This window comes from Pseudomonas sp. FBCC-B35 (assembly GCF_059133755.1).
The window spans coordinates 1312043-1324719 of the sequence record NZ_CP101439.1 but is presented as its reverse complement, the minus strand read 5'-3'; the positions used below and the strand labels follow the sequence as shown (position 1 = coordinate 1324719).

The 12677-nt window shown below is 48.7% G+C and carries 10 protein-coding genes; 9 read left to right on the top strand and 1 reads right to left on the bottom strand.

Annotation, left to right across the window (positions count from 1 at the left end; all coding sequences use genetic code 11):
- Nucleotide 1: 1 nt before the first annotated feature.
- Nucleotides 2-391 (top strand): glycerol-3-phosphate cytidylyltransferase, encoded by a 390-nt coding sequence (gene tagD / locus NMB38_RS05950; protein ID WP_028687418.1) that lies wholly within the window; start codon nt 2-4, stop codon nt 389-391.
- A gap of 5 nt (nt 392-396) precedes the next feature.
- Nucleotides 397-4599 carry a CDP-glycerol glycerophosphotransferase family protein gene (locus NMB38_RS05945; RefSeq protein WP_161780417.1) on the top strand — a complete coding sequence of 1401 codons (4203 nt, stop codon included), beginning with the start codon at nt 397-399 and terminating at the stop codon, nt 4597-4599.
- A 57-nt stretch (nt 4600-4656) separates the two neighbouring features.
- On the opposite strand, the gene NMB38_RS05940 is transcribed toward NMB38_RS05945, so the two are convergent.
- Nucleotides 4657-6042, bottom strand: coding sequence for a glycosyltransferase family 2 protein (locus NMB38_RS05940; RefSeq protein WP_028687415.1), 1386 nt, complete (start codon nt 6040-6042; stop codon nt 4657-4659).
- Nucleotides 6043-6297: 255 nt separating this feature from the next.
- Here NMB38_RS05940 and NMB38_RS05935 point away from each other — a divergent pair, with 255 nt between their 5' ends.
- From NMB38_RS05935 to NMB38_RS05905, 7 genes are all read left to right on the top strand, one after another.
- The gene (locus NMB38_RS05935; protein WP_028687414.1) at nt 6298-7356 is read left to right on the top strand and encodes a glycosyltransferase; all 1059 of its coding nucleotides are present in this window, start codon (nt 6298-6300) and stop codon (nt 7354-7356) included.
- 248 nt (nt 7357-7604) lie between these two features.
- On the top strand, nt 7605-8705 hold the full coding sequence (gene rfbB / locus NMB38_RS05930) for a dTDP-glucose 4,6-dehydratase (RefSeq protein WP_236165674.1): 1101 nt from the start codon (nt 7605-7607) through the stop codon (nt 8703-8705).
- A complete protein-coding gene (gene rfbD, locus NMB38_RS05925; protein ID WP_128610739.1) occupies nt 8702-9607 on the top strand; it encodes a dTDP-4-dehydrorhamnose reductase in 906 nt (301 codons plus the stop codon). Before rfbB ends, rfbD begins: the two co-directional genes overlap by 4 nt.
- 8 nt (nt 9608-9615) lie before the next feature.
- On the top strand, nt 9616-10497 hold the full coding sequence (gene rfbA / locus NMB38_RS05920; RefSeq protein ID WP_288650908.1) for a glucose-1-phosphate thymidylyltransferase RfbA: 882 nt from the start codon (nt 9616-9618) through the stop codon (nt 10495-10497).
- Nucleotides 10497-11045 (top strand): dTDP-4-dehydrorhamnose 3,5-epimerase, encoded by a 549-nt coding sequence (gene rfbC / locus NMB38_RS05915; protein ID WP_028687412.1) that lies wholly within the window; start codon nt 10497-10499, stop codon nt 11043-11045. Before rfbA ends, rfbC begins: the two co-directional genes overlap by 1 nt.
- A 500-nt stretch (nt 11046-11545) precedes the next feature.
- Entirely contained in the window at nt 11546-11788 is a 243-nt protein-coding gene (locus tag NMB38_RS05910; RefSeq protein ID WP_345956658.1) for a hypothetical protein, read from the top strand.
- A gap of 89 nt (nt 11789-11877) precedes the next feature.
- Nucleotides 11878-12141: a DUF3077 domain-containing protein gene (locus tag NMB38_RS05905; protein WP_028687411.1), complete on the top strand. Its 264-nt coding sequence runs from the start codon at nt 11878-11880 to the stop codon at nt 12139-12141.
- Nucleotides 12142-12677 lie beyond the last annotated feature (536 nt).

The window sequence follows — 12677 nt, the reverse complement described above, 5'->3', positions numbered from 1 at the left end:
ATTGAAAACGGTTATCACATACGGTACGTTCGATATATTACACCGTGGCCATATCAACCTCTTGAAGCGCGCTCGTGCGCTGGGTGATAGGTTGGTCGTAGGCTTGTCTTCGGACGAATTTAATGCCGGCAAACACAAGTCGTCCTTGCTCAACTATGAAAATCGCAAGATAGTATTAGAATCGATTCGCTACGTAGACTTTGTGTTCCCTGAGGATAACTGGGAGCAAAAGGTTACCGACATTAGCAAATATGAAGCTCAGATTTTTGTTATGGGTAACGACTGGGAGGGTAAATTCGACATGCTCAAAGAGTATTGCGAAGTTGTCTACCTTGACCGTACGCCGGCAATCTCTACAACCGAAATCAAAACTAGTCTGTCCCACGTATGAACACTATGAACATTGATCGCGAACGTATCTTACGCGAAATAGAAACAATCATCGCTTCCGGCTTGTTCGATGCTGACTTCTACAATGAGGCTTATCCGGACGTAAAAGCGAGTGGCATGCAGCCAGTTAATCACTATGTGCTATATGGTGCACAAGAAGGACGTCTGCCCAGAAAGGATTTTGACCCACAATCCTACGTCAAAGATTATCCGGAATCGATCGGAAAAAATGCTTTTATCGACTTTATAGAACGCAAAGCTGCTATACAGATTGATCACGCACCTTCTGCAATCACAGAGGCAATGGCTGTTAGGGGTCCAAATTCAGAGCAAACACTTCTAATAAACAAAATCTCATCTTCTGATTTTTTTGATCCCAGCTTTTATCTTAAGACTTATCCCGATGTAGCGGCTAGCAAAGTCGACCCCGCTCATCACTATCTGCAGTACGGAGCAGTAGAGTTTCGGAACCCATCCGCCTCTTTTGATACTTGCTGGTACTGGTTGATACATCAGCAAAATGAGCACCACTCCCTTAACCCTTTGATACATTATATTGACTTCCAAAGTCCCACAAAACCATCTCCAAAACCCACAAGCAAACTCGAATTTTCGAATCTTGATCAAGCTTGTAAGTTACTGATATCACGAAAACCCGACATTGACACATGCACCAAGGTCGCCGCTTATCTAGAAAAAATTGGGCGACACGCAAATGCAGAGTTGATCTACAGTCACATTTGCTCGACCTCCGGAGCGCTAGATCATTTTGAAACACTGGCTCGCATTTACAGCACTCAGAAAAAGTGGTGGCAAGCGGCTGACGCACTGCAAAAAGCCTGTGAACTGTCCTCCAATCGCAAAGATCTTCTGATAAAAAAAGCAGAAGTCTGCGAAAAACTAAATCGCTTATCAGACGCAGTAGCCTGTTACACAAAAGCTCTGAATTTAGAACCAGAAAATCATACCTGGCTGTATCGATTAGGCTATCTAAACGAGCTATTAAAAGATTATGATCTTGCAGAAATTTACTATAAAAAGAGCGTTAAGTTAAGCAAAGATCCAGCTGTTGCGCGTTTCGGGATCGGAGTCAACCACCAAGCCAGGGGACTCTGGAAGGAAGCAGCTTATCAGTACGTAAAAAAGACCAGCGAAAATCCCACTGATGCAGAACTTTACTATAGGATAGGCATGGCTTATGACCGCTGTTTCCTCTGGAAGGAAGCAGCGATTAATTACAAGCTAGCTATTGGTTTAGACTCCAAGCATAATTACTGGTATTACAGGCTTGGATTTGTCTTAGAGCGAGCTGGGGAGTTCTCAGACGCAGCTCAAGCCTATGGTAGTGCTGCAAACAAAAGCAGCAAGCTAGAGCCTTATTGGTTCTACCGTCAAGGCTATGCACTTAAATTAGCAGGTGACTATGAAGCTGCATGTCTGGCCTTTTTAAAATCTACTAAAGATAAACTTAGCGCACCAGAACCTGTTGTCATTATCGGAGACACCGACAACTCTTCGGGCACACCCAATAAACAAAAAACGCTGATCGAATCACTAGATCGTCTTTATGCACTGAATACCATTTTCGGCCAAACCCCATTCAATCTACAGCTTTATACAGAGCTCGGCATTGAACTTCAGAAGAACAAGCAATGGGAAAGTGCAAGTAAGATATTCGCGGAGTTAACTGCACGCAGTAACGCTCACAATCCCAGGTGGCACTATATGCATGGCCATGCACTTATGTGCATGGGAGAGTATGCCCAAGCCTGCAATGCATTTGTACAGACGAGAATCATCAAGCGCGCATATGGTTTTGATTATTCTCGCTATGAAAAAAGCCAAGGGCTGAAGAATGCCATCGAATATAATGAGTTGATCGAAACTCTGCCCATTGAAGAAAATATTGTCTTTTACGAAAGCTTCCATGGCGCATCTGTAAGCTGTAACCCGTATGCTATATATAAGGCTTTATCATCCGCTCCGGAATATAGTCATCTAACTCACGTCTGGGCGCTTACGAACACCAGCGCAGCGCCAGACCAACTTAAAAAATCCAAAAATGTTATCATTGTTGAGAGAAACAGCTACCTGTATAGACGCTATATAGCGACAGCCAAATATCTGATCAACAACAATACTTTCATGCCCTGGTTTGTACGGAGACCAGAGCAAATGTACTTAAATACTTGGCACGGCACGCCAATGAAAGGACTGGGCAAAGACAATAAAAATTCCTTTATGGCCCACAAGAATGTCTCAAGAAACTTCTTGCATGCCACGCATCTCCTGAGCCCTAACTCTCATACATCTGACGTAATGGTTCGTTCACATGATATTGCCGGTACGTTCAACGGAATTATTGCGGAAACTGGCTATCCGAGAAACGATCGAATTCTGATACCAGACTCTTCAACTAGTTCGTTGCTTATCCAAAAACTTAGAATTGATAAGTCACTACCAACAGTGCTTTATGCGCCGACTTGGAGAGGATCCACATCGGAAGCCACGGTAGACTTGGATCAGTTGATCGGTGACTTGGATGCCCTTGGAAGTCTTAAGTGCAACTTCTTATTCCGCGGACACCATATGTCAGAGGAACTTATAGCTGAGCAGGGCTTTAAGTCAGTTCCCGCAGATATTGAGACATCTGACCTTCTTTCTATCATCGATATCTTGATAACAGATTACTCAAGTATTTGCTTTGACTTTATGCCTACTGGTAAACCTATCATCTATTATGCATATGACTATGATGATTACCGCTCCACAAGGGGTATGTATTTGGAATTGGAAACAATTCCTGGCGACGTGGTAACTAACCGCAAAGAATTACTTGAAGAAATCGAATCTTTATTAGAAGTAAAGTATACACCAATTGAAATTACAACAGAAAACCTGAAATATTTCGATGCTTCTGCTGGTTATGCAACAGAGCGTGCTATCAGGCTGCTATTTGAAAATGATCATTCGTTCACACTTAGCAATTATCAGGACAATAGAAAGTCTATCTTGATATATGCTGGATCGCTACCCCCAAATGGGATCACCCAATCCTGTCTTAGCTTGATACATGCAATCGACAAAAAACGATATAGTATCACTTTGGTCATTGACCCAGACACTATCGAAACCGACGAATACCGGTTGAATAAACTCCACTCTATAAGCGATGAGGTGCAGATAATAAGCCGAGTAGGCATGGTGAACTACTCCCCAGAGGAGAAGCTCGTCATGGACACTTTCAATAACCACGACACACTCCATTCAGAGGCAATGTGGGATGTATACAAGAAGCTCATGAAGAAGGAATTCAGGAGAGTTTTCGGCTGCGCTAATTTTGACATCGTTATACAGTTTGAAGGGTACGGTAAATTCTGGACAGGCCTACTAGGCTATGGTCCGGAAAATTCACACAAGGTTGTGTACTTGCACAATAATATGATGGAAGAGCACCTTACGAAGTACGAATTTCTATCAGGAATATTTGAGCTCTACCATTGCTATGACAAGTTGATTTCAGTATCAGAAAGCGTTAATCAGCAAAACTTGCTCAACCTCGCTGAAAAGACAGGAATTAGTGAAGATAGGTTCGTTTATTGCGACAACTTCATCAACATTGAAGAAATTCGTAAAAAATCGACTAAGCCGTTAGATAGTGACATCGTTGACTGGGCAGGTAACTCACGTGTATTCGGCACTGTAGGCAGACTTTCGCCCGAAAAAGGCCATTACAAACTAATCAATGCATTCTATCAATTTATCCGGGAAACGGATGCAGACGTTAAATTAATCATTGTAGGCGACGGACCACAGTGGTCTCGTCTTCAACAACGCATTTCAGAACTAAATCTTGAAGGTCGAGTGTTACTTGCCGGCATCCGCCAAAACCCTTACCCTCTTATAAGATCGTTAGATTTATTTGTATTTTCATCTGACCACGAAGGGCAAGGCCTCGCAATCATAGAAGCGTTAGTCCTTAAAACACCTGTAATATCTACTGATATTCCAGGGCCTCACAGCATTTTGAATCCAGGTTATGGTCTTCTCGTAGAAAATAATGAAGTTGCACTTACCTCTGCCATGAAGCAGCATCTTGCAGCTCCGTTAGTTTTCAAAGAATTCAGTCCTGAGCAATACAATAAAGACGTAGCAGCCATGTTCAAGAATGCACTAGGGTATACGCGACTGAGGAAAGTCGACCAGTAAGCCCACTGTTCAAATATTTAAAAACTACTGGAGCGGCTGGCACCGCTCCAGACTCAATCAGGAAATTTGAGGATAAATTTCTTTTAAAGTAAAAGATTCCCATTTTGAAGCTCGCATGCGATCAAAGGTCACAGCCTTACTAGGAGCAACGGATAAATAGACACCCTCTCGTTCCAGGTGTATAACAGAATCTTGATAACTCACGTTCAACCAGTTATCTTCATCGGAGTTCGCTGCTCTTAAAAGCCCTTGAGAAGCGTAAACTCGCAAAATATAATTCTGATACCTAACAAATAACCTAGCCCGTTTTTCCACAACCTCTATCTCAACGGGATGATAATTTTTCCGATTGACAACCTCCTGTGCAGCAGCGGATTTGATAAGCATTTCATCGCTGTCATACACTAAATACGTCCCGTGGACTGACTTAATCAGAGTTCCACCCCAGTTGCTAAGTCGCGCGTTCAAATCGAATATTGGATTATTGATCAGAATTTTGTGATCGGATATCGTACCCAGTGACCAGTTTACTTTGACAACCACGCCCGACTGGATCGCCTTATCAAGAGTATCGGATTCCATAACATAGAAACTCCTGTATACAGATAAGAGCCCTTCATCACCATGCTCCTCATAGGCTCGCTTACAAATATCAAGCCGCACTTTATAAGTCTGAGGCATATGTTTAGCGACATTCTTATAAATTCGCAGCTTTACTTTTTCTTTAAAAAGATCGTAGGTCTGACCTTCAAAGTGCAACAAATCTATATAGTAAGTAGGTACATTTTTTGTAAGTGACGTATCAACTGGGGTTGGCCAGTGAACAGACATTGATTTTATTTCAGGGCTTTTTCTTATGAAAGACTTCCCTATTATAGTGCCCCATAATCCGTTTGTAGCGCATTTTAACAACTCAGAGGGGTATATCTCCTCTAGCAGCTCCTTTTGTTGCACGGATTTCTTAAAATAAAGAGTATCTGTTTCTTTACCTTCCGGTTTTACACTATCGTAGACAGCTTCAAGCGTCCGAAGTAGCACTGAAAAAACCGTCGCAGGATATACCGACAGCACCTCAGAAACATCTTTCTTTGCGTATATGAATTCATCCACGTCGACGTGAAGCAGCCACTCGGACGTCATTACTTCCCTCGCAAAGAGAGCATTAACACCTTGCCTTATCTCTACAGCGTCCGGGCGCCCTATCCGCTCTGCCATAGGCGGAGCTTTATAGGCTGTTTCCCAATATTTATCATTGCATACAAAAGAGATAACGCGTCCAGCGAACCTGTCTGCGTCATAAGCGGTGAATTCGGGATCGTCGAAAAAAATATAGATTTTATCTGCACCCAATCCTACGTAGTGCTCCAAAAAATTATTAATCTGATATTCAGGGGCCCTAACCGTAGTGGCAACGGACCAACTTCCCCGGGAAACGTTCAACATTTTTTCTTCCGTCTATGCTTATTCAGTTAACCATGGCCACGTGGTACTAATTCAACTCATTCTGCGACGTTTACCATACGCCGCTCCGTATGTCGACCCAAAAATCACCTAGCTCAACTAGCCGCTGACTATTTTTTTTCGAATTGAAGTAGCCTATAGATTCATTCTTGAGTATGATTTACCCATTAGAATACCAATTGTTACGTAGGCATAAATTAGAAATTCGCCTACTGAGACCAGACGAAGGAGAGGTGTATGCCCAACAAGCCAGCTATTTTCGTTGCGGGAGATGAACGAATTTTCTTTCCTGCGCTGGTGGCACTCGACAGTATTCAAGATAAAAACCCTAATACTTTTGATGCCTTCATGTGTTTCGATGCGTCTAAATTGACCAGTGACATGATTGATGCTCTCCAACATCACAAAATCACATTTATCGATGCTAAGATTTTAGAAGTTGATGACCGTATTGCCACCTTACCACAAATGGCTGAGGGTCGCTGGCCGATTGAGATATTACTCAACTGGGCTTTACCAGAATATTTGCTCACTATCGGTTATGAGCAATCTATCAAGGTGGACTATGACATACTTTGCCTCGGCAGGTATGAAATCCAGAATGTGATGCCTGTCGCTGGAATGGCACGCGGACTGATAATGAATATAAACCTCGAGAAAGAGGGGCTTACAGCTGACTCTATCTCTTTAGCAACCCACCAAGGGCTTTTAAACCCTCAAGTTCGGGCCTACATGAATGCAGGGTTCATTGCCTTCGATAATAAACTTTGCCATCAGAACAAGTTCTTTGACAGACTCTTGAAGTGTTATGAGTTTATTTTTTCGCATTGCCCGAAGGCAAAGCTAATAGAACAGCTTGCACTATATTTTGCATTTTCCAGTTGCCAGGATCAGGTCGAAGAGCTTGATCCTGTATACAACCACCGCGTACGCTGGGCTGTATTAGTTGATAAAAATTTACACCCTACCGCCAAGAACCTTCATTACATTACTAATGTCAAGCCATGGGCACCGTTTGATCGCAGCATAATTCGTGGGTTTGTCGATGAGCGACAGGGTGTTTTATTTGCTTATAGATCCATTTGGCTGGATCGAGCTTCTAGGAGCCCCTGGTTCTCCAAGTTCTGCAATGAGTCAGAAACATCACAAGAGAAAGCACTTGGAATTAGTATATTAATAGCCCACAACTATAATCAAAGGATTGTGGAATTAGAAAACAAACTCAGAATCGAACAAGATAAATCTGCGCAGTCCGAGAAGCTTCTCAACGCAATTCGTGAACTGCTAGACAAGTGACCACACAAATGCAACCATACGTTAGCGGCAGTTTATTAATTTACTGCTATTCAGAAATAAGAACCAGCGTTATCATTTGAAAATCTAGTATTTTTGTATTTTAGTAACTTATCGAAATATGAGTGATCATACGGTTGTTGCACATCCTTAGCAGATGAAATGAAAGCGTCACGGTCAGTTAGTGCATTGATTTGAGTACTCAAGACCGTCATTACACAAAACGCCCATTTTAGAGCAGGTCTATCTTCATGATTCTAGTAACAGGCGGAGCCGGCTTCATCGGGTCAAATTACGTTCTGCAGTGGTGCGCGCACCATGAGGAACCCGTCCTCAACCTCGACGCCCTCACCTACGCAGGCAACCTAGCCAACCTGCAGTCCCTTGAAGGCAACACACAGCATCACTTCGTCCAAGGCGACATCTGCGACGCGTCGCTCTTGGCCAAGCTGTTCGCCGAGCACCGCCCCCGCGCCGTGGTCCATTTTGCAGCCGAATCTCATGTAGACCGCTCTATCACTGGCCCCGAAGCATTCGTCCAGACCAACGTCATGGGCACCTTTAGACTGCTGGAAGCCGCACGTGCGCACTGGAGCAGTCTGACCGGGCAGGAGAAAGAAGGTTTCCGCTTCCTCCACGTCTCAACAGATGAGGTGTACGGCACACTCGCGCCAAACGATCCGGCGTTCACTGAAACCACACCCTACGCCCCCAACAGCCCCTACTCCGCTAGCAAAGCCGCCAGTGACCACCTGGTGCGTTCCTACTTCCATACCTACGGTATGCCAGTCCTCACCACCAACTGCTCCAATAACTACGGGCCGTTCCACTTCCCCGAAAAACTGATCCCGCTCATGATCGTCAACGCGCTCGCGGGTAAACCGTTGCCTGTCTACGGTGACGGCCAGCAGATTCGGGACTGGTTGTACGTAGAGGACCACTGCTCCGGTATCCGCCGTGTGCTGGAAGCCGGCACCACAGGCGAAACCTACAACATCGGCGGCTGGAACGAGAAAGCCAACATCGATATCGTGCGTACGGTCTGCGGCCTGCTCGATGAGCTGGCGCCAGCGTCCGCGCGCAATGTGATCAACCAAAAGACCGGTGCGCCTGTCGGACATTACGCCGAGCTGATCACCTACGTGACAGACCGCCCGGGCCACGACCGCCGTTACGCCATCGATGCACGCAAGATCGAGCGCGAGCTAGGCTGGAAACCTGCGGAAACGTTCGATACCGGCATCCGCAAAACTGTCGCCTGGTACCTTGCCAATCAGGAATGGGTGCAGGGCGTGATGGACGGTTCGTACCGTGATTGGGTGGCTAAGCAATACGGGGCAAATGAAGCGTGAAAATCCTGCTGTTGGGGAAAAACGGGCAAGTAGGCTGGGAGCTGCAGCGGTCTCTTTCGCCGCTCGGTGAAGTTGTCGCACTGGACCGTCAGGGTGACGGCGAGCTCTGTGGGGATTTGAGCCAGTTGGATGCGTTGGCGAGCACAGTTCGTTTGCTCGCGCCTGATGTAATCGTCAACGCGGCCGCTTATACAGCCGTGGATAAAGCAGAGGGTGATCCTCAGGCAGCAGCGCTTATCAATGCTCAGGCCCCTGCCCTACTGGCGCGTGAAGCCGCTCGCTTGGGCGCTTGGCTGATTCATTACTCTACTGACTACGTGTATGACGGCAGCGGTGATCAGCCTCGGCAAGAAACCGCAGCCACCGGCCCGCTGTCGGTCTATGGCCGTACCAAGCTTGAGGGTGAGCAGGCCATAGAAGCCAGCGGTGCCAAGGCCGTCATCCTGCGCACCAGCTGGGTGTACGCTGCCCGCGGAAATAACTTTGCAAAGACCATGCTGCGCCTTGCCCAGGAGCGGGACGCCTTGAGCGTGGTAGCTGACCAGTTCGGCGCCCCAACCGGTGCTGACCTGATCGCGGACGTTACAGCCCATGTCGTGCGCCAGGTGGTCAACCAGCCCGCGAGCGCTCACCTTGCCGGGATCTACCACCTGGCAGCATCGGGTGAAACATGCTGGCACGCGTACGCCCAATTAGTGCTGCAGGACGCGCTTTGCAGGGGCATATCGCTTAAAGTGAACGCTGATCAAGTATCAGCGATCAATACCGACGCTTACCCTGTACCCGCGCCGCGCCCGCGAAATTCGCGGCTGGCACTGGGCAAGCTCGAAAGCGCGTTTAAGTTGAAAATGCCGCCCTGGCAGCAAGGCGTTAAACGTATGCTAGACGAAATCCATAAGTAAGGATTCCCATGGCTCGTAAAGGAATTATTCTGGCCGGCGGCTCAGGCACACGCCTGCACCCCGCGACGCTCTCGGTATCGAAGCAGCTGCTGCCGGTGTATGACAAACCCATGATCTATTACCCGCTGAGCACCCTGCTGCTCGCCGGTATCCGCGACATCCTGATCATTTCAACGCCGCAGGACACCCCACGCTTCGAGCAGTTGCTAGGCGACGGCAGCCAATGGGGCCTGAACCTGTCCTACGCCGTCCAGCCAAGCCCTGATGGCTTGGCTCAGGCATTCACCATCGGCGAGGCCTTCATTGGCAACGACACTTCTGCGCTGGTGCTGGGCGACAACATCTTCTACGGCCACGACTTCCAGTCGCTGCTGTTGAACGCGGGCCAACGCGAAACGGGCGCCTCCGTGTTCGCGTACCACGTCAACGACCCTGAGCGTTACGGTGTGGCCGAATTCAACGAGGCCGGGCGCGTATTGTCGCTGGAAGAAAAGCCAACACAGCCGAAGTCCAACTATGCGGTGACGGGCCTTTACTTCTACGACAACCAAGTGGTCGACCTGGCGCGCAGCCTGAAGCCATCGGCCCGAGGCGAGCTGGAGATCACCGACCTCAACAACCTGTACCTGCAACAAGCGCAGCTGCATGTCGAGATCATGGGCCGTGGCTATGCATGGCTGGACACAGGTACTCACGACAGCCTGCTCGATGCCAGCCAGTACATTGCGACCATGGAGCGCCGCCAAGGGTTGAAGGTGGCATGCCCAGAAGAGATCTGCTTCCGTGCAGGCTGGATTGATGCCGAACAACTCGAGCGCCTGGCCCAGCCATTGCTCAAAAATGGCTACGGCCAGTACCTGCGTAACCTGCTTAGCGAAAAGGTTTTCTGATGCACGCTACCCCTCTGGCCATCCCTGATGTCCTTCTGTTCGCCCCAAAAGTCTTCGGCGATGACCGGGGCTTCTTCTACGAAAGCTTCAACGCCAATGTGTTTGAAGAAGTCACTGGCCTGCGCCCCGATTTCGTTCAGGACAATCACTCTCGATCAGTGAAAGGCGTGCTTCGGGGCCTGCACTACCAGTTGCCCCCTCATGCCCAGGGCAAACTGGTGCGCGTGGTCCAAGGGGAAGTGTTCGACGTGGCGGTCGATATCCGTCGCTCCTCCCCCACTTTCGGCAAATGGGTCGGTGCGGTGCTTTCTGCGGAAAACAAGAATCAGCTGTGGGTCCCGCCAGGGTTCGCGCACGGTTTTGTCACCCTGAGTGAAACCGCTGAATTCTTGTACAAGACCACCGATTTCTACTCGCCTGCCAGTGAGCGGTGCATCGCGTGGGATGACCCGGAAATCGCTATCGAGTGGCCGATTGATTTCAGCCCGAGCTTGTCTGGCAAGGATCAACTCGGCGTGGCGTTGGCTAACGCTGAAGTGTTCGAGTAATCCTGCAACGGGGCCAAGCCGTGTAAGGCTTGGCCTTGTCAGCAACTACAGCCTAAGCAGTTCTGATTGCCCGACACCTAGTCTCGCCATAGTAAGAAACGCTTGCGAGCGATTCACCCGCTTCGATGATTAGAGCGGCCCGCTTTTCCCGGTAAGCGACTGAGTCTGGTGTTAAGCACGCAGGCTTAAGCTTCAGAAAGCAAAAAGATCAGAATCTGCCCCTTCCTTGTAGTCCGTTTCCCAAAGATACTCTGACCCCGCATTTACCATTGCGACCTCGTTTCTACGCTTCTACTCTCGGGGCGTCGTTGCTCATCAACGACACGGCTTTGACAGGTCGTAACGGTATTATGCACACAGCTCGCGTTATGGCGGCTGTACGTGGGGCACGCTTGCGTGCGCCGGAACTTGCATAGTCCGCCGGTCTGTCAACCTACGTACAGCTGCCTCCCTCTGTTTGACAGCAGTCGGGAGGGGGCCCGATTGGAAGGTACTATGCGATGCTTAAGATCGTCCCCGACCCACCGCACCACATCCACTCCCTGGAAGACACCCTGGTTCAGGCCTCGGATCACGCGCTATGCGCCGCAACCGTCGCGCATCAGGCCTTGCTGCTACAGCCCAAATCCCCGACATCGATTCTGATCATGACGTCTCTGCACGAACTCGAGGCGCTGCGGGCCTTGCTGGAGTCAGCGCTTCTGCAGGTGCAAAGGCCCAGAGAACCTCGAGCAATGCATTGAAGCCAGCTGGGGCTGTGGTGGGCTGACCATTGCCGAGCAAGGTCGCCCACATGGCAGCCTTGGCAGCAAACAGGCAGGGAGACCAATCAATGACCGCACATCAAACCGGCGTTACAGCCGGCAAAACCAAGTTCTATCAAGGCAAACAGCAAACCGAGCCACTGTTCTGCATCGAACCCGGCATACCGTGTGAGCACGCCCGTGCTCAAGCCTCTGAGCTGATGGGGTACGCACAGGAGCTGACCATCAGTGGCTTGATGGACGAAAACCCGAAGTTGATATGGGCTGCGTACTATCTGGGTGCACTGGCCAAAACGCTGATGGACGATGCTGAGGCAGGCATGGCGAACTGAGCAGCGTGCCCACCCGGCAGTCAGTGTTTGTAGATTCCTCGGTCACCAACGGAAAGTGATCCTGGGATGGCAAAACCTTAAGAAGTCTCGGACGAAGATTTAGCGGTGTGTTAACAGGTTCGGGATCGGCGAAATAACAGAGCACTTGGGTGAATGCGCGAGCGCTTACACCTAAGGCTGACGCACTTAAAACCTCGACCGAGCCGATTGACGGTGCTGGTGTCATGATCCCTCAGAAACTGAACGGGCTACTCGACGGTTTCGAAGTCGTCGCTTCCATGCGGATAAAAGGATCGATCCTGGAATGAGGAACGCCGAGGAGCTTGGCTCGAATCCGCGTCGCTCCTTGTGCAGAAGAACGCTCAGCTTCGGACGTTGCAAAGCGCAGACAGACGATGCCGAGCTTCTGCGATCACCGGCTTAACAGACCTTGTTAGAGGCTTCCGTTCCTTTCCAGTTTTTACTTTCATAACTCTTCAGCGCAGACGCTTGAATCTATTCTCAAGCACCTGAGCTTCGCACCTCTGAAAGCAGAA